Origin of the sequence: Streptomyces sp. NPDC006512, assembly GCF_040611935.1 — a bacterium.
GTDB lineage: Bacteria > Actinomycetota > Actinomycetes > Streptomycetales > Streptomycetaceae > Streptomyces.
Window position 1 is genome coordinate 23380 of sequence record NZ_JBEXPG010000038.1, and the last position, 21638, is coordinate 45017.

Annotated in this window: 21 protein-coding genes; 15 read left to right on the forward strand and 6 right to left on the reverse strand. The window is 72.1% G+C overall.

The annotated features are described in order from the left end of the window. Positions 1-134 precede the first annotated feature (134 nt). Positions 135-1751: a GMC oxidoreductase gene (locus ABZZ17_RS25210; RefSeq protein WP_356878745.1), complete on the forward strand. Its 1617-nt coding sequence runs from the start codon at positions 135-137 to the stop codon at positions 1749-1751. A gap of 70 nt (positions 1752-1821) precedes the next feature. Here ABZZ17_RS25210 and ABZZ17_RS25215 read toward each other — a convergent pair whose 3' ends face one another. Next, complete coding sequence (locus tag ABZZ17_RS25215; RefSeq protein WP_356878747.1) at positions 1822-3618, reverse strand: AMP-dependent synthetase/ligase; 1797 nt, start codon at positions 3616-3618, stop codon at positions 1822-1824. 264 nt (positions 3619-3882) lie between these two features. Between ABZZ17_RS25215 and ABZZ17_RS25220 the strand changes: the two genes are divergently transcribed. The 6 genes from ABZZ17_RS25220 to ABZZ17_RS25245 all read left to right on the forward strand — a co-directional run bounded on the left by ABZZ17_RS25220 (position 3883) and on the right by ABZZ17_RS25245 (position 9050). Further along, positions 3883-4665 carry a metallophosphoesterase gene (locus tag ABZZ17_RS25220; protein WP_356878749.1) on the forward strand — a complete coding sequence of 261 codons (783 nt, stop codon included), beginning with the start codon at positions 3883-3885 and terminating at the stop codon, positions 4663-4665. Between the two features lie 114 nt (positions 4666-4779). After that, a complete protein-coding gene (locus ABZZ17_RS25225; RefSeq protein WP_356878751.1) occupies positions 4780-5220 on the forward strand; it encodes an SRPBCC family protein in 441 nt (146 codons plus the stop codon). A 303-nt stretch (positions 5221-5523) separates the two neighbouring features. After that, positions 5524-6666 (forward strand): ArsA-related P-loop ATPase, encoded by a 1143-nt coding sequence (locus tag ABZZ17_RS25230; protein WP_356878753.1) that lies wholly within the window; start codon positions 5524-5526, stop codon positions 6664-6666. A 67-nt stretch (positions 6667-6733) separates the two neighbouring features. Next, complete coding sequence (locus tag ABZZ17_RS25235) at positions 6734-7207, forward strand: DUF5304 domain-containing protein (protein ID WP_356878755.1); 474 nt, start codon at positions 6734-6736, stop codon at positions 7205-7207. A gap of 61 nt (positions 7208-7268) precedes the next feature. Then, entirely contained in the window at positions 7269-8210 is a 942-nt protein-coding gene (locus ABZZ17_RS25240) for an ROK family glucokinase (protein WP_356878757.1), read from the forward strand. A 69-nt stretch (positions 8211-8279) separates the two neighbouring features. Continuing rightward, positions 8280-9050, forward strand: coding sequence for an endonuclease/exonuclease/phosphatase family protein (locus ABZZ17_RS25245; protein WP_356878759.1), 771 nt, complete (start codon positions 8280-8282; stop codon positions 9048-9050). A 93-nt stretch (positions 9051-9143) separates the two neighbouring features. Here the strand turns inward: ABZZ17_RS25245 and ABZZ17_RS25250 are convergent, their stop codons facing one another. Together ABZZ17_RS25250 and ABZZ17_RS25255 are read right to left on the reverse strand one after the other, a co-directional pair. Further along, the gene (locus ABZZ17_RS25250; RefSeq protein WP_356878761.1) at positions 9144-9746 is read right to left on the reverse strand and encodes a hypothetical protein; all 603 of its coding nucleotides are present in this window, start codon (positions 9744-9746) and stop codon (positions 9144-9146) included. Beyond that, entirely contained in the window at positions 9739-10518 is a 780-nt protein-coding gene (locus tag ABZZ17_RS25255) for an alpha/beta fold hydrolase (RefSeq protein ID WP_356878763.1), read from the reverse strand. The genes ABZZ17_RS25250 and ABZZ17_RS25255 overlap by 8 nt, the downstream gene beginning before the upstream one ends. Before the next feature lie 175 nt (positions 10519-10693). On the opposite strand from ABZZ17_RS25255, the gene ABZZ17_RS25260 reads away from it, so the two are divergent. From ABZZ17_RS25260 to ABZZ17_RS25280, 5 genes are all read left to right on the forward strand, one after another. Then, complete coding sequence (locus ABZZ17_RS25260) at positions 10694-11443, forward strand: lysophospholipid acyltransferase family protein (protein WP_356878849.1); 750 nt, start codon at positions 10694-10696, stop codon at positions 11441-11443. A 38-nt stretch (positions 11444-11481) separates the two neighbouring features. Next, the gene (locus tag ABZZ17_RS25265) at positions 11482-12693 is read left to right on the forward strand and encodes a DUF5931 domain-containing protein (RefSeq protein ID WP_356878765.1); all 1212 of its coding nucleotides are present in this window, start codon (positions 11482-11484) and stop codon (positions 12691-12693) included. A 32-nt stretch (positions 12694-12725) separates the two neighbouring features. Next, complete coding sequence (locus ABZZ17_RS25270) at positions 12726-13370, forward strand: response regulator transcription factor (protein WP_356878851.1); 645 nt, start codon at positions 12726-12728, stop codon at positions 13368-13370. 189 nt (positions 13371-13559) lie between these two features. Continuing rightward, positions 13560-14588: a 6-phosphofructokinase gene (locus ABZZ17_RS25275; RefSeq protein WP_356878853.1), complete on the forward strand. Its 1029-nt coding sequence runs from the start codon at positions 13560-13562 to the stop codon at positions 14586-14588. 173 nt (positions 14589-14761) lie between these two features. Further along, the gene (locus tag ABZZ17_RS25280; protein ID WP_356878767.1) at positions 14762-15760 is read left to right on the forward strand and encodes a 2-hydroxyacid dehydrogenase; all 999 of its coding nucleotides are present in this window, start codon (positions 14762-14764) and stop codon (positions 15758-15760) included. A 24-nt stretch (positions 15761-15784) separates the two neighbouring features. Here ABZZ17_RS25280 and ABZZ17_RS25285 read toward each other — a convergent pair whose 3' ends face one another. Beyond that, a complete protein-coding gene (locus ABZZ17_RS25285) occupies positions 15785-17665 on the reverse strand; it encodes an anthranilate synthase family protein (protein ID WP_356878769.1) in 1881 nt (626 codons plus the stop codon). Positions 17666-17945: 280 nt separating this feature from the next. Between ABZZ17_RS25285 and ABZZ17_RS25290 the strand changes: the two genes are divergently transcribed. Together ABZZ17_RS25290 and ABZZ17_RS25295 are read left to right on the forward strand one after the other, a co-directional pair. Then, positions 17946-19301 carry a class II 3-deoxy-7-phosphoheptulonate synthase gene (locus tag ABZZ17_RS25290; protein WP_356878771.1) on the forward strand — a complete coding sequence of 452 codons (1356 nt, stop codon included), beginning with the start codon at positions 17946-17948 and terminating at the stop codon, positions 19299-19301. A 158-nt stretch (positions 19302-19459) separates the two neighbouring features. Further along, positions 19460-19720 (forward strand): (2Fe-2S)-binding protein, encoded by a 261-nt coding sequence (locus ABZZ17_RS25295; protein ID WP_356878773.1) that lies wholly within the window; start codon positions 19460-19462, stop codon positions 19718-19720. 44 nt (positions 19721-19764) lie between these two features. Here ABZZ17_RS25295 and bfr read toward each other — a convergent pair whose 3' ends face one another. Further along, positions 19765-20244, reverse strand: a complete 480-nt coding sequence (bfr, locus tag ABZZ17_RS25300; RefSeq protein WP_328925263.1) for a bacterioferritin — start codon at positions 20242-20244, stop codon at positions 19765-19767. A gap of 173 nt (positions 20245-20417) precedes the next feature. Between bfr and ABZZ17_RS25305 the strand changes: the two genes are divergently transcribed. Then, entirely contained in the window at positions 20418-21050 is a 633-nt protein-coding gene (locus ABZZ17_RS25305) for a sulfite oxidase-like oxidoreductase (RefSeq protein WP_356878775.1), read from the forward strand. A gap of 16 nt (positions 21051-21066) precedes the next feature. On the opposite strand, the gene ABZZ17_RS25310 is transcribed toward ABZZ17_RS25305, so the two are convergent. Then, positions 21067-21603 carry a DUF4396 domain-containing protein gene (locus ABZZ17_RS25310; RefSeq protein ID WP_356878777.1) on the reverse strand — a complete coding sequence of 179 codons (537 nt, stop codon included), beginning with the start codon at positions 21601-21603 and terminating at the stop codon, positions 21067-21069. Positions 21604-21638: the final 35 nt, after the last annotated feature.

Genomic DNA, 21638 nt, shown 5'->3' on the forward strand with positions numbered 1-21638 from the left:
GGCGCGGGCGGAGTCCGGCGAACCGGGCGGGCTCCACCGGGGTCCGCATACGGTCGAGCCATGTCTGACTGTCACTCAGAAGCGTGTCAGTGCGGGTTATGGCCGGTTGGGCGCAATCCGCTCATGATGCGGCCATGACACCAAACCTGACGCGTCGTCATGTTCTGGGGCTCGGCGCCCTCCAGACCGCCGCCGCGCTCGGCTTCACCCGCATCGGACTCTCCTCCGCCGCGGCCGCCGAGCCGCCGCCCGCGCGGTACGCCCCCGCGATCGTCGTCGGCTCCGGCTACGGATCCGCCGTCGCCGCCCTGCGCCTCGGGCAGGCGGGCGTACGCACCGTCGTCCTCGAAATGGGGCGGCTGTGGGACACCCCCGGCCCCGACGGCAAGGTCTTCCCGGCCACCTCGGCGCCCGACCACCGCTCCATGTGGTTCCGCACCCGCACCGAGGCCCCGCTCGCCCAGTTCCTCTGGCTCGACGTGGTCAACCGCGACATCAGCCCGTACCCCGGCGTCCTGGACCGGGTGAACTACGGGGCCATGTCCGTGTACGTGGGCCGCGGCGTGGGCGGCGGCTCCCTCGTCAACGGGGGCATGGCGCCGACCCCGCGCCGCTCGTACTTCTCCGAGGTGCTGCCCCAGGTCGACGCCGACGAGATGTACGGCACCTACTACCCGCGCGCCCGCGCCATGCTCGGCGTCAACGACATCGACCCCGCCTGGTTCGAGTCCACCGAGTGGTACCGCTTCGCCCGGACCTCCCGCAAGCACGCCCACAACACCGGCCTGAAGACCGTGTTCGTGCCCAACGTCTACGACTTCGCGTACATGAAGCGCGAGGCCGCCGGCACCGCCACCCGCTCCGCGCTCGCGGGCGAGGTCATCTACGGCAACAACCACGGCAAGAAGAGCGTCGACAAGACCTACCTCGCCGCCGCCCTCGGCACCGGCAACGTCACCATCGAGACCATGCAGCGCGTGGTCGGCGTACGCCCCGACCCGGCGGGCGGCTACGTCCTCACGGTCCGCACCAGCGACCTCACCGGCCGCGTCACCCAGGTGCGCGAGCTCGGCTGCCGGCAGCTCTTCCTCGGCGCCGGCAGCCTCGGCACCACCGAGATCCTGCTGCGCGCCCGCGAGACCGGCACCCTGCCCGCGCTGAACGACCAGGTCGGCCTCGGCTGGGGACCCAACGGCAACGTCATGACGGCCCGCGCCAACCACATCTGGGACACCGTCGGCGCCAACCAGGCCACCATGCCCGCCCTCGGCATCGACGACTGGGACAACGCCGCCAACCCGGTCTTCGCCGAGATCGCCCCGCTGCCCATGGGCTTCGAGCACTGGATCTCGATGTACCTCGCCATCACCAGGAACCCGGAGCGCGGGCACTTCACGTACGACGCCGCCAGCGACTCCGCGAAGCTCCAGTGGAGACGGGAGCAGAACGCCCCGTCCGTGAACGCGGCCAAGAACCTCTTCGACCGCATCAACCGCAGGAACGTCACCGTCTACCGGCACGACCTCTTCGGCGGCAACCGGGCCTTCGCCGACGACTTCACCTACCACCCGCTGGGCGGCTGCGTCCTCGGCCGGGCCACGGACGACCACGGCCGCGCCAAGGGCTACCAGGGCCTGTACGTCGTCGACGGCTCGCTGGTGCCCGGCTCGCTCGGCGTGAACCCGTTCGTGACCATCACGGCCCTCGCGGAACGGAACATGGCGCGGATCCTCGCCGAGGACCCGCGCTAGTGCCGCGACCCGGCGAACCTTCCCGGCCACGGCACTAGTGCCGTGACCGTCAGCCCCGGTACGGGTTCCGTCAGCTCCGGTACAGGGACTCGATCTCGTCCGCGAAGTCCTTCGCCACCACGTTCCGCTTGAGCTTCAGCGACGGCGTGATGTGGCCCGACTCCTCCGTGAACTGGGAGGGCAGAATGCGGAATTTCCGCACCGATTCCGCCTTGGAAACCGCCGCGTTGCCGTCGTCCACGGCCTGCTGGACGGCGGCGATCAGGTCCGCGTCCTCACGCAGCTCCGCCGCCGTCACGCCCGCCGGCTTGCCGTGCTCCGCGGCCCAGCGGCCGAGGAACTCCTCGTCGATGGTGACCAGTGCGGCCACGAACGGCCGCGCGTCGCCGACCACCATGCACTCCGCGACCAGCGCGTGCGCACGGATCCGGTCCTCGATCACGGCGGGGGCGACGTTCTTGCCGCCCGCCGTGACGATGAGTTCCTTCTTGCGGCCGGTGATCGTGAGGTAGCCGTCCTCGTCGAGGGTGCCGACGTCGCCCGTGTGGAACCAGCCGTCGGTCAGCGCCTCGGCGGTCGCCGCCTCGTTCTTCCAGTACCCGGTGAAGATCTGCTCGCCGTGCAGCAGCACCTCGCCGTCGTCCGCGATGCGCACCACGGAACCCGGCATGGGCTGGCCGACCGTACCGATCTTCTGCTTGTCCCACGGGTTGAAGGTGGTGGCCGCGCAGGACTCGGTCAGGCCGTAGCCCTCCAGCACCGTGAAGCCGATGCCGCGGAAGAAGTGCCCGAGCCGCTCGCCCAGCGGGGCGCCGCCGGAGATCGCGTACTCGCCGCGCCCGCCGAGGACCGCGTGCAGCTTGCTGTAGACGAGCTTCGAGAACAGCTTGTGCTTGAGCTTCAGCCCGAAGGACGGCCCGCGCGGGGTGTCCAGCGCCCGGCTGTACGCGATCGCCGTCTCGGCCGCCGCGTCGAAGATCTTGCCCTTGCCGTCGGCCTGCGCCTTGGCGCGCGCCGAGTTGTAGACCTTCTCGAAGACGCGCGGCACGCCGAGGATCAGCGTCGGCCGGAACGACTGCAGCTCGTCGGTCAGGTTCTTGATGTCCGGTACGCAGCCCAGCCGGATCGGCGCCAGCACGGCCGCGACCTCCACGAGGCGCCCGAAGACGTGCGCGGCCGGGAGGAACAGCAGCACCGAACACTCGCCGGTCTTGAACAGCGGCTTCAGCCGCTCGACGGCGTTCCCGCACTCGGCGAAGAAGTTGCGGTGGGACAGCACGCAGCCCTTGGGGCGGCCGGTGGTGCCCGAGGTGTAGACGATGGTCGCCGGGTCGTCGGCGTTCGCCAGACCGCTGCGCTCGTCGACCTCCGCGTCGGTGACGCCGGCGCCCGCGTCCTTCAGCGCCTGGAGCGCGCCCTGCTCGATCTCCCAGACCTCGCGCAGCTCCGGCAGGCGGTCGCGCAGCGAGGTGACGGCCTTGGTGTGGCCGGGGCTCTCGACGATCGCGGCGACGGCGCCGGAGTCGCCGAGGATCCACTGGATCTGCTCGGGGGAGCTGGTCTCGTACACGGGGACGGTGACCGCGCCCGCGCTCCAGATCGCGAAGTCGATCAGCACCCACTCGTAGCGGGTGCGGGAGATCAGGGCGACGCGGTCGCCGGGCCGGACGCCCGCCGCGATCAGCCCCTTGGCGGCGGCGCGCACCTCGGCGAGGAACTCCGTCGCGGTCACGTCCTGCCACCGGCCGTCGGCCTTGCGGCTCATGACGGCGGTGTCGGGATGCTGAGCGGCGTTGCGGCGGATGAGATCCGTCAGGTTCCCGTCCGACGGGACCTCGTACAGAGCCGGAAGGCTGAACTCGCGCAAGACTGCTGCTCCTCTGGGCGCCATCGCCACCGTGTGGACCGACCGGACGTTACCCACCGGTAGTGGGTTCCGGATAGAGGGAACCGGCCAGATGTTCCGTGCGTCACATTCTGTACATCGTCAGACATTGCCAGTACGCCGTACGCCCGCTAACGGCGATGCCGACACTAGTCGACCCTGTTTGCGACTAGGAAGTAACCGCAGGTCCGGCAGGCTTCCAGGGCTGCTCTACCCGTCCGGGCCGGTCCCCCCTAGGGTGGCGGCATGGGTGGCAGCAAGAGTCGTACGCGGGTCCACGTCGTCAGCGACGTCCACGGCAACGCCGAAGCGCTCGCACGGGCCAAGGACGGCGCCGACGCGCTGATCTGCCTCGGTGACCTGGTGCTCTTCCTCGACTACGCCGACCACTCGCGCGGCATCTTCCCCGACCTCTTCGGCATCGAGAACGCCCACCGGATCGTCGAACTGCGCACGGCGCGCAGGTTCGCGGAGGCACGCGATTTCGGCCGCCGCCTGTGGGAAGGCCTGGACCGGGACCGGCTGATCGAGGACGCCGTACGGCGCCAGTACGCCCAGATGTTCGCCGCGTTCCCCGCCCCGACGTACGCCACCTACGGCAACGTCGACGTCCCGGCCCTCTGGCCGGAGTACGCGGGACCCGGCACGACCGTCCTCGACGGCCAGCGCGTGGAGATCGGCGGCCGGGTCTTCGGCTTCGTCGGCGGCGGACTGCCGTCCCCGATGCGCACGCCGTACGAGGTCGACGAGGAGGAGTACGCCGCCAAGGTGGAGGCGCTGGGCGAGGTGGACGTGCTGTGCTCGCACATCCCGCCCGAGGTCCCCGAGCTCTGCTACGACACCGTGGCCCGCCGCTTCGAGCGGGGCAGCGAGGCCCTGCTGGCGGCGATCCGCCGGACCAGGCCGCGGTACGCGCTGTTCGGGCACGTCCACCAGCCGCTGGCGCGGCGCATGCGGATCGGCGGCACGGAATGCGTGAACGTCGGCCACTTCGCGGCGACCGGGCGGCCGTGGGCCCTGGAATGGTGACGGCGGGGTGACGGGAGGTGCTGGAGTGGCCGCACCCACACGCGCGGTAGCCTTCACGCGGCGGCCGGAGGCCTCCCGCACACTTGTCGAATACTCCCCGGAGGAGCGACCGCGATGGCGGAACACACCAGCTCGAGCATCACGATCGAGGCCTCGCCGGCCGACGTCATGGCCGTGATCGCCGACTTCGCCCGCTACCCCGAGTGGACCGGCGAGGTGAAGGAGGCCGAGGTGCTCGCCACCGACGCCGAGGGCCGCGCCGAGAAGGTGCGGCTGCTGCTCGACGCCGGCGCGATCAAGGACGACCACACCCTCGCGTACGCCTGGAAGGGCTCCGACGAGGTCAGCTGGACGCTGGACAAGTCCCAGATGCTGCGGCAGCTGGACGGCTCGTACCGGCTGGCTCCGCTGGACGGCGGCCGCCGCACGGAGGTCACCTACCAGCTGACCGTGGACGTCAAGATCCCGATGCTCGGCATGATCAAGCGCAAGGCGGAGAAGGTCATCATCGACCGCGCGCTGGCGGGCCTGAAGAAGCGCGTCGAATCCACCTGACCCCCCGGGGCGACCCCACCCCCGAACGGCGCGGAGCACCACCCAGCCCCGTGAGCGGCCGACCCCGCTGAGCGGTGGGCCCCTCCGGGCGGTACCCGGTCCCTCCGGGTGGCCGGCTTCTCCGGGCGGGACAGGCCCCCCTGGGCGGCGCCCTGCCCTCCGGGCGGCCGGCCCCTCTGCGTGGTGGCCGGATCCCGGGGCGGTGCCCGGTCGCTCCGGGTGGGGCCGGCCTCCCCGGGCGGGCCCGGACCCCTCGGGCGGTGCCCGTCCCGTGAGGCCCGGTGGTACGTACGAAGGAGAACCATGCCCCGCACCCTGCTGATCACCGGCCCCGGAGGGGCGGGGCGGACCACCGTCGCCGCCGCCACCGCGCTCGCCGCGGCCCGCGCCGGGCAGCGGGTGGTCCTGGTGTCCGGGGACCCCGCGGCAGACCCCGGCCCCGTGCCCGGGCTGCGGTTCGCCGGGATCGACTCCGGCGCGGAGTTCCGTACCGAGCTCGTCGCCCTCCAGGAGCGCGGCGCCGCCCTCATCGGCATGCTCGGCGGCCGCCCGCTCGGCGCCGAGGAACTCACCGAACTGCCCGGCGCCGAACAGTTCGCCCTGCTCCGCGCCCTGCGCCGGGCCGCCACCGCACCCGCCACCGACCTCGTCGTCGTGGACATGCCCCCGCTGCACCAGACCGTCACCACCCTCGGCCTCCCCGCCCAGCTGCGCCGCTACCTCGCCCGGCTGCTGCCCGCCGAACGGCAGGCGGCCCGCGCCCTGCGCCCCGTACTGGCCCAGCTGGCCGGCGTCCCGATGCCCGCCCAGTGGCTGTACGAGGCCGCCGCCCGCTGGGACGAGGAGCTCGCCGCCGTCCAGGCCGTCATCGAGGCGGACACCACCGCGGTCCGGGTCGTCGCCGAACCCGGACCCGCCGCCGACGCCGCCCTGCGCACCGGCCTGCTCGGGCTCGCCCTGCTCCGGCTGCCCGTCGCCGACCTGGTCGCCAACCGGCTCGTACCGCGGGACTCCGCCGACCCCTGGGTGGCCGGCATCGCCGCCCGGCAGGAGGCGTTCCGCACCGCGTGGAGCAAGGACCTGCCCGTCGTCGGCCTGCCCCACCCCGGCCGGGACCCGCAGGGCCCCGAGGACCTGGCCGCCCTCGCCGCCGCCGGCCCGCTCGCCCCGGAGGCCGCCCCCGGCCGGCCCCACTGGGCCGTCGAGGACCGGCGCGCCGAGGACGGGGTGCTCGTCTGGGCGGTGCCGCTGCCCCGGGCCGTCAAGAGCGAGCTGGACCTGGTCCGGCGCGGGGACGAGCTGCTCCTCGCGGTGGGCCCCTACCGCAGGATCGTTCCGCTGCCCTCCGCGCTGCGCCGCTGCACCGTCTCCGGCGCCGCCCTCGCCGACGGCGTGCTCCGCATCCGCTTCACCCCGGACCCGCAGCTGTGGCCCCGGGCGCACTGATCCCCGTACCGCCGTTCGGGTAAGGTCGAAGGTGGCTGTACCGTACGCCCCGCAAGGAGAGTCCGCGATGAGCGAGACCGCCGACCGCCCCACCGACGACGACGCCTGGGCGAAGGCCTGCGAGGAGGACCTCGCCGCCGAGCGGGAGCGCCGCCGCGCCGGACGGGACGGCGCGGGAGCCGGCACCGGGACCGCCGCCGAGGAACTGTTCAAGCTCTTCGAGGCCGTGGCCGACAAGGTCTCCTCCCTGAACAACCCGCTCGTCGGAGCCGTCGCCCAGGACGCCGTGCGCCAGTTCGTCAGCCAGGCCAAGACGGCCGCGAAGCCCGTCATCGAACGCAACCCCGAGGTCTTCGACCACCTCGCGGCCGCCGGTTCGGAACTCCTCGCCGCCTACCGCTCGGCCGTCGAGGGCCACGAGCGCCGCTGGACGCGCGACGAACCGCCCGCCGGACCCGCCCCCCGGACGGGCGGCGCCCCCGGTCACGGCCCCGACGAGGGCCCCGAAGCCGGCCCGGCCGAGCGGATCGATCTCGACTGATCCTCCGCCCGCCTCGGGTACGGTGGGCCCTGGCGGGGTTTGACCGGAAACCGAGGGACTAATGGGACTCACCATCGGCGTCGACATCGGCGGCACGAAGATCGCGGCCGGCGTGGTCGACGAAGAGGGCACCATCCTTGAGACGTACAAGGTGCCCACCCCGCCGACCGCGGACGGGGTGACGGAGGCCATCTGCGCCGCCGTCGCCGAAGTCAGCAGCAGCCACACCATCGAAGCCGTCGGCATCGGCGCCGCCGGATACGTGGACGACAAGCGCGCCACCGTGCTCTTCGCCCCGAACATCCACTGGCGGCACGAGCCCCTCAAGGACAAGGTCGAGCAGCGCATCGGCCTCCCCGTCGTCGTCGAGAACGACGCGAACTGCGCGGCCTGGGGCGAGTACCGCTTCGGCGCCGGCCAGGGCCACGAGGACGTCATCTGCATCACGCTCGGCACGGGCCTGGGCGGCGGCATCATCATCGGCAACAAGCTGCGGCGCGGACGCTTCGGCGTCGCGGCCGAATTCGGCCACATCCGGGTCGTCCCCGACGGCCTGCTGTGCGGCTGCGGCAGCCAGGGCTGCTGGGAGCAGTACGCCTCCGGCCGCGCCCTCGTCCGCTACGCCAGGCAGCGCGCCAACGCCACCCCGGAGAACGCGACGATCCTCCTCGGCCTCGGCGACGGCACCCCCGAGGGCATCGAGGGCAAGCACATCAGCCAGGCCGCCCGCCAGGGCGACCTGGTGGCCGTCGACTCCTTCCGCGAGCTCGCCCGTTGGGCCGGCGCGGGCCTGGCCGACCTGGCCTCCCTCTTCGACCCGTCGGCGTTCATCGTCGGCGGCGGCGTCTCGGACGAGGGCGACCTCGTCCTCGACCCGATCCGCAAGTCCTTCAAGCGCTGGCTGATCGGCGGCGCCTGGCGTCCGCACGCGCAGGTGCTGGCCGCGCAGCTCGGCGGCAAGGCCGGACTCGTCGGCGCGGCCGACCTGGCCCGCCAGGGCTGACCCGCCCTTTGCCGTGACCGCCCGCCGCGCCCCTTGGGGGAGCGGCGGGCGGCTGCGTATGTTGCGGGCATGGACCCGACGCCGCCCCTGCCGCCCAAGTCCCTTACGGAGCCCGACGGTTCCGCCGTCATCCGGGTACTCAGCTACAACATCCGCTCACTGCGCGACGACGAGGACGCCCTCGCCCGGGTGATCCGGGCCTGCGAGCCGGACCTGGTCCTCGCCCAGGAGGCCCCGCGGTTCTTCCGCTGGCGCAAGCACGCCGCCCGGCTGGCCGCGAAGAGCGACCTCGTGGTCCTCGGCGGCGGAGCGACGGCCGCCGGGCCGCTGCTGCTGTGCTCGCTGCGGGCCTTCGTGGAACGCACCGAGGACGTGCTGCTCCCGCTCACCCCCGGCCGGCACCGGCGCGGCTTCGCCACGGCGGTGGTCCGCTTCGGGACGGTCCGCCTCGGGGTGATCAGCGCCCACCTGTCCCTGGACCGGGAGGAACGGGCGGGGCAGACGCAGATGCTGCTGGACCGCGTCGCCTCGACGGACGCCCCGTACGTGATCGCCGGCGGCGACGTGAACGAGACCCCGGACGGGGCCGCCTTCGGCCGCCTGGCCGGAGCACTCCAGGACTGCTGGACGGTCGCCCCCTGGGGCGGGGAGCACACCTTCCCGGCCGCGGCGCCGGGCGGCCCGGACCGGCGCATCGACGCGGTCTTCGCCTCGCGGGGCGTGGAGGTCCTGTCCTGCGGGGTCCCGACCGGGCTGCCGGGGGTGACGCGGTCCGACCTGGGCGCGGCCACCGACCACCTCCCGGTCCTGGCCGTACTCCGCCTCCCGGCGACGCCGTAGCGCCGGCGCCCACGCACGGCGCCCCGGAACCCGGCGGTGGGCCGGGGTCCGGGGCGCGGGCGCCGCGGTTTCCGGGGGAGGCGAGCGGGGCGGTCAGACCACCGCGCCGCGGCCCGGGTCGTCGTCCTCGTCGTCGTCGCCCTGGGACATGCGGGCCACCAGCGTGGCGAAGCCGCCCAGGAAGCCGCCGATGCCCAGGGTGGTCAGCCACCAGGTCATGTCCCACTGGAACAGCACCGCCAGGAGCAGCAGCACCGGGCCGCCGATCACGGCCAGCCACGCGAACTTCGTCGTCGTGTCCGCGGGCGGAAGCTCCGGCTCCGGCGGGACGAAGTGACCTTCCTCCGCCGGACTCAGGTCATCGTCCCCGGGCTCGGCCGGCGTGTGGTCCCGGGGACCCGCGCCCGCCCCGCCCATGCCCACGCCGGGGGCGAAGACCACCGAACTGCCCAGCGCCGGCGCGGGATCCGCATCGGCGCCCTTGCCCTGGTCTGCGCCCTTGCCCTGGTCCGCGTCGGGCGCGGCCGGAGCCGGCTTCACGTCCTCCTCGGGCAGCATCAGGTTCTCGATCGGCCGGAACGGCCTGGCGCCGGGCGGGTCCGGCGGCTCCTGCCCGTACCCGGCGACGATCGCGGCCCACGCCGCCTCCTCGTCCAGCGGGGGAACGCCCCCGGACGACTCCTCGTGCTCAGCCACCGCTGGCCGCCCCCTCCCTGCCGACGCTCTCCGCGAGCCGGCCGACGAACGCGAAACTGTCCGCGAAGATCCGCTCCGCGTCATGGTCCAACGTCGCGACGTGGTAGCTCTGTTCCAGCAGGGTCTCGGTGACGTCCGTGGAGGACACCCGGGCCAGGATGCGCGCCGAGTCCACGGGCGGCACCACGTGGTCCTGCGGGCTGTGCAGCAGCAGGACGGGCTGCGTGACCTGCGGCAGCTCGGCGTCCACCAGCTGGAAGAACTTCCGCAGCGAGTGCGCGGCCCGGGTCGGGACGCGGTCGTAGCCGACCTCGACCGAGCCGGGCTTGGCGATGTCGCTGGCGATGCCCGGCGTGGAGCGGATGAAGTGCTTGGCCACCGGCAGGGCGACGGCGAGCGGGTCGTGCACCTTGTTGGCGGGGTTGACGAGGACGATGCCGCTGATCGCGTCCCCGTGCTTGGCCGCCAGCCGCAGCGTCAGCGCGCCGCCCATCGACAGCCCGAAGACGAAGACCCGCTCGCAGGAGTCCAGCAGCTCCCGCAGCGCGCGGTCGACCTCCGCGTACCAGTCCTGCCAGCCCGTGAGCTGCATGTCCTGCCAGCGCGTCCCGTGCCCGGGCAGCAGCGGCAGCGACACGGTCAGTCCGCGCTCGGCCAGATACTCGGCCCAGGGGCGGAGCGACTGCGGCGAACCGGTGAAGCCGTGGCAGAGAAGCACGCCGACCTCTCCGCCCTCGTGGCGGAACGGCTCTGCTCCAGGGAGGACGGGCACCAGAGTCTCCTTGTCGATCAGGATGCGCGGGGGTACGGGGAGGGTTGCGCTGTGTGACTTCACCGTACGCGACCGGGGTGGCACCGACCAGGGTCGTCGGGCCGCTCCGGGCGGAGCCAGGAGATAAGGTCTGTTCGACAGACACAGGAAGGCTTTCGAGTTGATCTACGGCGCAATGAAGTTCTCCATCGGCGGGTCCCTGAAGCTCGCCTTCAGGCCCTGGGTGGAGGGCCTCGAGAACATTCCCGCGGAGGGGCCGGCGATCCTCGCGAGCAACCACCTGTCCTTCTCGGACTCCTTCTTCCTTCCGGCCGTGCTGGACCGGAAGGTCACCTTCATCGCGAAGGCGGAGTACTTCACCTCCCCCGGGGTCAAGGGCAAGCTGACGGCCGCCTTCTTCAAGGGCGTCGGGCAGCTTCCGGTGGACCGCTCCGGAGCGCGCGGTGCGGGCGAGGCCGCGATCAAGAGCGGCATCGACGTCATCGAACGCGGGGAGCTGTTCGGTATCTACCCCGAGGGGACCCGTTCACCCGACGGCCGGCTCTACCGGGGCAAGCCCGGCGGCCTGGCCCGGGTGGCGCTCGCCACCGGTGCCCCCGTCATCCCGGTGGCGATGATCGACACGGAGAAGATCCAGCCGCCCGGCAAGGTGGTCCCGAAGCTGATGCGTCCGGGCATCCGGATCGGCAAGCCGCTCGACTTCAGCCGCTACCACGGCATGGACGGCGACCGGTTCATCCTCCGCTCGGTGACCGACGAGGTCATGTACGAGATCATGAAGCTTTCCGGCCAGGAGTACGTCGACATCTACGCGACGGCCGCCAAGCGCCAGATCGCCGACGCCGAGAAGGCCGCCAAGGCCGAAAAGGCCGACAAGGCCGACAGGGCCGACAAGGGCGAGCAGCGGGATCAGGCCGCGGAGTAGGCGGGCGGCGGACGTACCGTCCGCGGGGGGTGGGGGAGATGGCGAAGCGCGAGCGCGTCGTACGCATGTCGGTCGAACAGCCGCTGTGGCGCGCCCTGACGGCCTACCGGCTGCTCACCATGGTCTACGCGGTGGGGCTGTTCGCCTTCTCCTACGAGAAGTTCGACCGGCCCCGGGTCGCGATCGGCTACTTCGTCCTCCTCGCGGTCTGGACGCTGGCCACCCACTCCAAGGTCGCGAACGCGGCCAGCTGCACGAAGCGCTTCCTCGGCGCCGACCTCACGGTCGCGCTGACCGGCATCCTCCTCACCCCGCTCGCCGACACCCACGAACGGATCGTGGGGGGCGGCCCGACCCTGCCGAGCATCTGGACCGCGGGCTCGGTCCTCGCCTTCGCCATCAAGGGCGGCTGGCGCTGGGCCGGGTTCGCCTCGTCGTTCGTGGCCGCCGCCAACATCGTCGTCCACGGCGGCGACCCCACCCGCGACACCCTGCACAACGTCCTGCTGGTGTGGGTCGCGTCCATCGCCATCGGCTACGTCGTCGAGGTCGCCCGGGCCAGCGAGGCGACCCTCGCCCGCGCCCTGGAGATCGAGGCGGCCACCCGCGAGCGCGAGCGCCTCGCCCGTGACATCCACGACGGGGTCCTCCAGGTCCTCGCCATGGTCCAGCGGCGCGGCACCGAACTGGGCGGCGAGGCCGCCGAACTGGGCCGCATGGCGGGGGAGCAGGAGGTGGCGCTGCGCACGCTGGTCTCCAGCGGGCTCGTCCACCCGTCCCGGGTCTCCCGCGACGAGTCGCTCGGCGCGCTCGTGGACACGTACGAGGTCGACGAAGCCGACGGCGACACGGGCGAGCTGGACCTGCGGTCGCTCCTCGCCCCGCACGCCGGGTCCAAGGTGAGCTTCGCCGAGCCGGGCACCCCGGTGATGCTGCGGGTGCCCGCGGCCCGGGAGCTGGCCGCGGCGGTCGCGGCCGCCCTGGACAACGTGCGCAAGCACGCCGGGGACGGCGCCCGCGCCTGGATCCTGGTGGAGGACTGGGGTGACGAGGTGATCGTCACCGTCCGGGACGACGGCCCCGGCATCCCGTCCGGGCGGCTCGACCAGGCGGAGGGCGAGGGCAGGATGGGCGTGGCCCTGTCCATCCGGGGCCGGCTGCGCGACCTCGGCGGCAGCGCCGAGCTGGTGTCCGTCCCCGGACAGGGCACCGAAGTGGAACTGAAAGTACCGAGGGGGAGCACCCAGTGAACGAGCCCAACGAGCTCCAGGACATCAAGGTGATGGTCGTCGACGACCACCCGATGTGGCGGGACGCGGTCGCGCGCGACCTGGCCGCCGCGGGCTTCGACGTCGTGGCCACCGCCGGGGACGGGCCGGAGGCGGTGCGCCGGGCCCGCGCCGCCGCCCCGCAGGTACTGGTCCTCGACCTCAACCTGCCGGGCATGCCCGGGGTCCAGGTCTGCAAGGAGCTCGTCGGCGCCGATCCCGCGCTGCGCGTGCTCGTCCTGTCGGCCAGCGGGGAGCACGCGGACGTCCTGGAGGCGGTGAAGTCCGGTGCGACCGGCTACCTGCTGAAGTCCGCCGGCGCCCAGGAGCTCATCGACGCGGTCCGCCGCACGGCCGCCGGCGACCCGGTGTTCACCCCCGGCCTGGCCGGCCTGGTCCTCGGCGAGTACCGGCGCCTGGCCACCGACCCCGCGCCGGCCGCCGCCGACGAGCCCAAGGCCCCGCAGCTGACCGACCGGGAGACCGAGGTCCTGCGGCTGGTGGCCAAGGGGCTCTCGTACAAGCAGATCGCGGAACGCCTGGTCATCTCCCACCGCACGGTGCAGAACCACGTGCAGAACACCCTCGGCAAGCTCCAGCTGCACAACCGGGTGGAGCTCGTCCGCTACGCCATAGAGCGCGGCCTCGACGACGCCTGACCTGGCCACGCCCGGCCGGGCCTGTGGGGCCGTACCCGCCGAACCGGGTGTCGAAGGTCGTACTTACTTCCTCGTACGAGTGAACCGGGGTACGCAACGCCCCGTAATTCCACCGGAATTGACCCCTCCTGGTCCCTTGCTGTGACCTGAGTCACCACTAGCGTGACCGTCATGGCGAAGGGAGATTCCATGAAGGTCGGAGTGCTCACGGGCGGCGGCGACTGCCCCGGACTCAACGCGGTGATCAGGGCCGTCGTCCGCAAGGGCGTGCAGGAGTACGACTACGGGTTCGTCGGGTTCAAGGACGGCTGGCGCGGAGCGGTCGAGGGCGACACCGTCCCGCTCGACATCCCGGCGGTCCGCGGGATCCTGCCCCGGGGCGGCACCGTCCTCGGCTCCTCGCGCACCAACCCGTTCAAGACGGAGAACGGCGTGCGCTCCATCAAGGAGAACCTCGCCAAGTTCGAGGTCGACGCCCTCATCGCGATCGGCGGCGAGGACACCCTGGGCGTCGCCGCCAAGCTGTACGAGGAGTACGGCATTCCGTGCGTCGGCGTGCCCAAGACCATCGACAACGACCTGTCGGCCACCGACTACACCTTCGGCTTCGACACGGCCGTCGGCATCGCCACCGAGGCCATCGACCGGCTGCACACCACCGCCGAGTCCCACATGCGGGTCCTGGTCGTCGAGGTGATGGGCCGGCACGCGGGCTGGATCGCCCTGCACTCGGGCCTGGCGGGCGGCGCCAACGTCATCCTCATCCCGGAGCAGCGCTTCGACATGGACAAGGTCTGCGCCTGGGTCACCTCCCGCTTCAAGGCGAGCTACGCCCCGATCGTGGTCGTCGCGGAGGGCGCGGTGCCGACCGACGGCGAACTCGTGCTCAAGGACGCCACCACCGACTCCTTCGGGCACGTCCGCCTGTCGGGAGTCGGCGAATGGCTGGCCAAGGAGATCGAGGCGCGGACCGGCAAGGAGGCCCGTACGACGGTCCTCGGGCACATCCAGCGCGGCGGCACGCCCAGCGCCTTCGACCGCTGGCTGGCCACCCGCTTCGGGCTGCACGCCATCGACGCGGTCCGGGACGGGGACTTCGGCAAGATGGTCGCGCTCAAGGGCACGGACATCGTCCGGGTGCCGATCGCCGAGGCCACGTCGAAGCTGAAGACGGTGGACCCGGCGCTCTACGAGGAGGTCGGCGTCTTCTTCGGCTGAGCCCCCGGCCGTGATGCCCCCGACGTGAGCCCCCCGCCGGGATCCCCCCGCCGGGATCCCCCGGCCCTGATCCTGCGGCCGGGGGATCCCGGCCGGGCTGCCGGGCAGGGGCCGACCGTGGGTCGTATCGTGACGAAACGACCCATGGTCCGCCCTACCGCACGGGAGCACGCGTGGAGATCCTGGCCTTCGGAGTGACCGCCGACGAGAAGCCGCTCCTGGAGCGCGCCTTCCGCGGAGGGCACGAGGTCCGCTGCCTCGACGTCTTCCTGAGCGAGGACACCGCGCCCATCGCCGCCGGGTACGAGATCGTCTCCTCCAGCGTGAACGCCGACCTGAACGCCCGGGTGCTGCACGTCCTGGCCGCCGGCGGGACCAGGATGATCGCCCAGCGCTCGACCGGCTTCAACAACATCGACCTGGACGTGGCCCGGCGGCTCGGCATGACCGTCGGCCGGGTCTCGTACTACTCGCCCTACTCCGTCGCCGAGTTCGCCTGGACCCTGGCGATGGCCGTGAACCGGCGGATCGTCCGGGCCTCGATCCGCACCCGGGACTTCGACTTCCGTCTGAACGGGCTCATGGGCCGCGACATGCGCGGCCGCACCGTCGGCGTCCTCGGCACCGGCAAGATCGGCGAGGCCTTCACCCGGATCGCGCACGGGTTCGGGATGAACCTCCTCGGCTGGGACGTCGCCGAGAACCCGGCCTGCACGGAACTGGGCATGAAGTACGTGGACAAGGAGGAACTGTTCGCCTCCTCGGACCTGATCAGCCTCCACGTGCCCCTGTTGGAGTCCACGCACCACCTCGTCGACTCGGCCGCCCTGAAGGCGATGCGCGACGACGCGATCCTGGTGAACTCCAGCCGCGGCGGACTGATCGACACGGAAGCCCTGGTCGCGGAGCTACGCGCGGGCCGTTTCACGGGGGTCGGCCTGGACGTGTACGAGGCGGAGGCCGGGGTCTTCTTCCTCGACAAGTCCCTGGAGGCCGTCGAGGACGACACCCTGGCCCGCCTCGTCACGTTCCCCCACGTGGTCGTCACCTCCCACCAGGCGTACTACACGAGCGACGCGGTCGGCCAGATCATCGAGGCCACCGTCCGGAACGTGGCCGACTACCTGGCCGGCCGCCGCTCCGAGAACACCCTCGTGCCCGGCCCCGCCTGACCCCCGCCCGGCCCGCGCCGGAGCTCAGACGGGGGCCGTGACCCCGCTCAGGAGATCGCGCACCAGGTCCACCCCGCGCAGGGTCAGCACCGACTCGGGGTGGAACTGCACCCCCGCCACGCCCGCGGCCGCCGCCCGCAGGGCGTGGACCTCGCCCGTCGCCGGATCCCGGGCGACCTCCACCCCCGCGCCGGACAGGCGCGCGGCCAGGGCGTCGGAGCAGTGCGCGGTGTACGTGTTGTAGAACCCGACCACCTCCGGGACCCCGAACAGGTCGATCCGCGTCTGCGCCCCCTGCGCCGGCCGCGCCTTGCGGATCAGCGGCAGGCCCAGCTCGGCGGCCAGCAGTTCGTGGCCCAGGCAGACGCCCAGGACCCCGCCGCGGTGCGTGGCCAGCAGCTGCGCGGCCAGGGCGCGCAGCGTCCGCATCTTGGGGTCGCCGGACTCCGCCGGGTCGCCCGGGCCCGGGCCGAGGACGACGGGGCCCTCCCAGGCGGCCGCGGCGGCCCGCAGCCCCGGGTCGTCGTAGCGGCGTACGGTCACCTCCAGGCCGGTCACCCGCAGCACGTGGGCCAGCATCGCCGTGAAGGTGTCCTCCCCGTCCACCACCAGGGCGTGCCCGGCCGCCCGCGCCGGGCGCTCCTGCATGCGCAGCCAGAACGGGGCCAGGTCCCGGCGCCGGGCCTCCAGCGCCTCCCGGACCCGGGGATCGTCCGCCAGCCGGGCCCCCGCGCCGGCCCGCCGGGGCGCGGCCTCCCGTACGCCCAGCGCGGCCAGCACCCCGGCGGCCTTGGCGTGCGTCTCGGCCACCTCGCCGGCCGGGTCGGAGTCGCGGACCAGGGTGGCGCCGACCGCCACGCGCAGGGCGCCGTCCGGGGCGATGTCGGCGGTGCGGATCAGGATCGGGGAGTCCAGCGTCTGCGCCCCGGCGGCGTCGGTGCCGAGGAGCGCCAGCGCGCCCGCGTAGTAGCCGCGGCCGCCGCTCTCGTACCGCTCGATGACCCGGCAGGCGTTCTGCACGGGCGAGCCCGTCACCGTCGCCGCGAACATGGTCTCCCGCAGCACCTCGCGGACGTCCAGCGAGGACCGTCCGCGCAGCTCGTACTCGGTGTGCGCGAGGTGGGACATCTCCTTCAGCCGGGGGCCGACGACGACCCCGCCCATGTCGCCGACGGTGCACATCATCTTGAGCTCCTCGTCGACGACCATCGACAGCTCCTCGGTCTCCTTGCGGTCCCCGAGGAAGGCCAGGAGCGATGCGGCGGTCGGGCCCCCGGCGGGATAGCGGTACGTGCCGCTGATCGGGTTCATCACGACGGTGCCGCCGGACATCCGCACGTGGACCTCGGGACTGGCCCCGACCAGGGTGCGGTCCCCGGTGTGGACCACGTACGTCCAGTACGCGCCCCGCTCGCCCTCCAGCAGCCGCCGGAACAGGGCCAGCGCGTCGGCCCGGCCGAAACCGTCGATCCGGCCCCCGTAGGTGCGCCGGATCACGAAGTTCGCGCCCTCGCCGCGGCCGATCTCGTCGCGGATGACCCGCCCGACGGTGGCCGCGTACTCCTCGTCGGAGACGTCGAAGCCGCCCCCGTCCACCCGCACCCGGTGCGCGGGCAGCGCGGCCAGGGCCTCGGCGAGGGGGACCTCGTACGCCTCCTCGGCGGCCAGCACGCTCAGCGGCGTGCCGTCGTCGCGCACGTCGAAGCCGCGCTCGCGGATCTGCCGGAACGGCACGAGGGCGAGGGTGGGCAGCGGGCCGACGGGCAGGTCGGCGAGGCGCTCGGCCTCGTGGACCGGGCCGACGAGCACCTCGACGGTGTCGTGGTCGCGGCCCGGCGTCCGCCGGCGCAGCAGGGCGAACGGCGGGGCGCTGTCGTCGAGCAGTCGGCTGAATGCCGTGGTCATGGTGGGGCGTCCTTCCGGAGGGAGGGGCGACCCGGCCGTGGCGGTGGCTGTGGCACCACATGCGGAAGGCCGCCCCTCGGGGCGGCCTTCGCGTCACTCGTCACATGTCAGTGGGTACGCGCGAGGTGTGGGCCGCCGGAAGCGGGCCACCACCAGTTCTTGTCGAAGTGCGCGTACACGCCGCCGACCCTAGCGCACGGCCGGAACATTCCGGGAGACACCTGTCTCACGTATTGGGCACCGGGCTGGACGGGACGTACGACGCCGTAATGTGTACGAGGTGACCGTGAACGCTGAAACCCAAGCCCCCGCCGCCAAGGCGACCTGGCGAGACCTTCCCGCGGCGCAGCAGCCTTCGTACCCCGATGCCGAGGCACTGCGCGCTGTCGTCGCGGACCTCGAGTCGTATCCTCCGCTCGTCTTCGCGGGCGAGTGCGACCAGCTGCGCGCCCGTCTGGGAGCCGTCGCCAAGGGCGAGGCGTTCCTCCTCCAGGGCGGCGACTGCGCCGAGGCCTTCGACGGCGTCTCCGCCGACCACATCCGAGCCAAGCTGAAGACGCTGCTCCAGATGAGTGCCGTCCTGACGTACGCGGCCTCCGTGCCGGTCGTCAAGGTCGGCCGCATCGCCGGCCAGTACTCCAAGCCGCGCTCCAAGGACACCGAGACCCGCGACGGCGTCACCCTGCCGACCTACCGCGGCGACTCCGTCAACGGCTTCGCCTTCACCGAAGAGGCCCGCATCCCGGACCCCGAGCGCCTGAAGCGGATGTACAACGCGTCCGCCTCCACGCTCAACCTGGTGCGCGCCTTCACCACCGGTGGCTACGCCGACCTGCGCCAGGTGCACGCCTGGAACCAGGACTTCGTGAAGTCCTCCCCGTCCGGGCAGCGCTACGAGCAGCTCGCGCGGGAGATCGACAACGCGCTGAACTTCATGAAGGCCTGCGGCACCGACCCGGCCGAGTTCAAGGCCGTCGAGTTCTACGCCTCGCACGAGGCGCTGCTCCTCGACTACGAGGGCGCGCTGACCCGCACGGACTCGCGCACCGGCAAGCTGTACGACACCTCCGGCCACATGGTCTGGATCGGTGAGCGCACGCGCCAGCTGGACCACGCGCACATCGAGTTCTGCTCGCAGATCGCGAACCCGATCGGCATCAAGCTCGGCCCGACGACCACCGTCGACGAGGCCCTGACGTACATCGACCGCCTCGACCCCGAGCGCGAGCCGGGCCGGCTGACCTTCGTCGTCCGCATGGGCGCCGACAAGGTCCGCGACAAGCTCCCCGAGCTGGTCGAGAAGGTCACCGCCTCCGGCGCGACCGTGGCCTGGGTGACCGACCCGATGCACGGCAACACCTTCGAGGCGGCCTCCGGCCACAAGACGCGCCGTTTCGACGACGTGCTCGACGAGGTCAAGGGCTTCTTCGAGGTCCACAAGGCGCTGGGCACCCACCCGGGCGGCATCCACGTCGAGCTCACCGGTGACGACGTCACCGAGTGCGTGGGCGGCGGCGACGAGATCTTCGTCGACGACCTGCACCAGCGCTACGAGACGGCCTGTGACCCGCGGCTCAACCGCAGCCAGTCCCTGGACCTGGCGTTCCTGGTCGCCGAGATGTACCGCGACCAGTAGGGATCACTCAGTACCTTCGTACGACGATGGGGCGCGGATCGATGTGATCCGCGCCCCATCGTCATATCGGGGGCTTTTAGGGTTGCCTAACTTTGGGTACGGTTAGGTAAGCCTCACCAACCAGGGGATGGCCCGCCGAACCGTTCCTCGCCAGGGAGGTGAACCGCGTGTACGTCTGCTCTTGTTTCGGGATCACCGACAAGCAGGTCAAGGACCACGCGGCGGCCGGGGCCTGTACCCCCCGCCAGATCGCCTCCGCCACCAAGGCCGGCACCGACTGCGGTTCCTGCGTGCGCACCATCCAGGGCATCCTGGGCCGCGGCGCGTGCCCGCGCCGGGAGCTGCTGGACCAGGGCAGGACGGCCGCGGTCCTCTCGGCCGAGGCCGACGCCGAGCCCGCGCTGGCCGAAGCGGCCTAGTCCCCGGCCCGCCCGGGTCGCGCCTGCCGGATCCGGTCCGCGTCCTAGCTTTCCGGCTGCTCGATGAGCTGCGCGATGTAGAGCGGCTCGCCGATGCTCTCGATCAGCTCCAGCTGGGTGTCGAGGTAGTCGATGTGGTGCTCCTCGTCCTCCAGGATCTCCTCGAAGAGCCGGGCCGAGGTGATGTCGCCCTTGCCGCGCATGACCTCGATGCCGCGCTTGAGGCGGTCGATCGCCTCGACCTCGACCTGCCGGTCCGCCTGGAACATCTCCGTGAGGGTCTGGCCGACGCGCACGTGGAAGAGGCGCTGGTAGTTCGGCAGGCCGTCGAGCATCAGGATGCGCTCGGTGATCTTGTCCGCGTGCTTCATCTCGTCGATGGATTCTTCACGCGTGTACTTGGCGAGCTTGGTCCAGCCCTTGTTGTCCTGGATGCGGTAGTGCAGCCAGTACTGGTTGATGGCCGTCAGCTCGCCGGTCAGCTGCTCGTTCAGAAACTCAAGGACCTCGGGGTCGCCCTGCATCGCAGAGGCTCCTTCCAGGCAATGTCAGCTATGTGACGGGGCAGTTGCGCGCATCCTTGCACCGCCGCCGGAGGCCGTCCAGTAAGTGCCTCCTTAGTGGGAGTTGCCAGGACTTGCCCGACTAGGTCCAGACCTGGTCATGACCACCCTGCCCAGTCTGTCACCATGGAGACATGGGTCAGCCGGAAAACCGGGAATCTCCGGGAGCAGAGCAGTTCGAGCTCCCACCGGGGCAGCGGTTGCAGCGGGGCTGGCCCGTCACCCACTACGGTCCTGTACCGAAGTTCAAGCCGGACCGGTGGGAGTTCCGGGTCTTCGGTGCGACCGCCGACGGCGAGAAGCACTGCTGGAACCACGAGGAATTCGCGGCCCTGCCCTTCGAGTCGGTCGTCGCGGACCTCCACTGCGTCACCAAGTTCAGCATGCTGGGCGCCGAATGGGGCGGCGTGCTCGCCCGTACCCTCCTGACGCTCGCGCCCCCGGCGCCGCAGGTCACGCACGTGATGGTGTGGGCCGAGTACGGCTTCAGCTCCAACATGAGACTCGACGACTTCGCCGCCGAACGGACCGTGTTCGCCACCCATATGGGCGGCGAACTGCTGACGGCCGAGCACGGGTTCCCGCTGCGCCTCGTGGTCCCGCACCTGTACGCGTGGAAGGGCCCCAAGTGGGTCCGCGGCATCGAGTACATGACCGCCGACCGTCGCGGCTTCTGGGAGGAGCGCGGCTACCACAACATCGGCGACCCCTGGCGCGAGCAGCGCTACTCGTACCAGGAGGAGCCGGGGGACGGCCCCGAGCTGTAGGCCGCCGCCGGCCGGTTCAGTGGTGGTAGCGGTGGACGACCGCGTGCCCCTTGCCGCGGCCGATCATCCACTTGTTCACCGGGACCGTGATCACGAAGGCGGCCGCCAGCGCGATCGCCAGGACGATCCAGAACAGCGGGTCCGCCAGGTGCGCGTCCATCGCGCCCGGCCACAGGGCGATCACCCCGTTGTCGATCAGTTCCATGACGGCGATCGAAAGGGTGTCCGCGGCCAGCGCCACCCGGACGGCCGAACGCAGGCCCACCCCGGCGGCGAGGATCCCGCGCAGGGTCAGCGCGTAGCCGAAGACGAACGCGAGCACGATCGCGAGGACCATCGTCGGGACGTTCCCCCAGCCCAGCGCGGTTCCGATGACCATGCCGAGGACCTCGCCGATGGCGCACCCGGTGAGGCAGTGCAGGGTGGCCCGGGCCGCTTCGGCCCAGCCGGCCGTGCCGCCGGCGGGTGCGTGGCCGTGCTCGTGGCCGTGGGCCCGTTCGTCGTCGTGCTCGTGCTCGTGCTCGTGACCGTGGTGCGCGTGTGCGTGCTCCATGACAAAGCCCCTCGCGTGGGAAACGCCGGGTAGCG

Coding starts and splice junctions, on each gene's coding strand:
- ABZZ17_RS25210 (WP_356878745.1), top strand. CDS start 135: ATGACACCAAACCTGACGCGTCGTCATGTTCTGGGGCTCGGCGCCCTC.
- ABZZ17_RS25220 (WP_356878749.1), top strand. CDS start 3,883: ATGGGTGGCAGCAAGAGTCGTACGCGGGTCCACGTCGTCAGCGACGTC.
- ABZZ17_RS25225 (WP_356878751.1), top strand. CDS start 4,780: ATGGCGGAACACACCAGCTCGAGCATCACGATCGAGGCCTCGCCGGCC.
- ABZZ17_RS25230 (WP_356878753.1), top strand. CDS start 5,524: ATGCCCCGCACCCTGCTGATCACCGGCCCCGGAGGGGCGGGGCGGACC.
- ABZZ17_RS25235 (WP_356878755.1), top strand. CDS start 6,734: ATGAGCGAGACCGCCGACCGCCCCACCGACGACGACGCCTGGGCGAAG.
- ABZZ17_RS25240 (WP_356878757.1), top strand. CDS start 7,269: ATGGGACTCACCATCGGCGTCGACATCGGCGGCACGAAGATCGCGGCC.
- ABZZ17_RS25245 (WP_356878759.1), top strand. CDS start 8,280: ATGGACCCGACGCCGCCCCTGCCGCCCAAGTCCCTTACGGAGCCCGAC.
- ABZZ17_RS25260 (WP_356878849.1), top strand. CDS start 10,694: ATGAAGTTCTCCATCGGCGGGTCCCTGAAGCTCGCCTTCAGGCCCTGG.
- ABZZ17_RS25265 (WP_356878765.1), top strand. CDS start 11,482: ATGGCGAAGCGCGAGCGCGTCGTACGCATGTCGGTCGAACAGCCGCTG.
- ABZZ17_RS25270 (WP_356878851.1), top strand. CDS start 12,726: ATGGTCGTCGACGACCACCCGATGTGGCGGGACGCGGTCGCGCGCGAC.
- ABZZ17_RS25275 (WP_356878853.1), top strand. CDS start 13,560: ATGAAGGTCGGAGTGCTCACGGGCGGCGGCGACTGCCCCGGACTCAAC.
- ABZZ17_RS25285 (WP_356878769.1), bottom strand. CDS start 17,665: ATGACCACGGCATTCAGCCGACTGCTCGACGACAGCGCCCCGCCGTTC.
- bfr (WP_328925263.1), bottom strand. CDS start 20,244: ATGCAGGGCGACCCCGAGGTCCTTGAGTTTCTGAACGAGCAGCTGACC.
- ABZZ17_RS25305 (WP_356878775.1), top strand. CDS start 20,418: ATGGGTCAGCCGGAAAACCGGGAATCTCCGGGAGCAGAGCAGTTCGAG.
- ABZZ17_RS25310 (WP_356878777.1), bottom strand. CDS start 21,603: ATGGAGCACGCACACGCGCACCACGGTCACGAGCACGAGCACGAGCAC.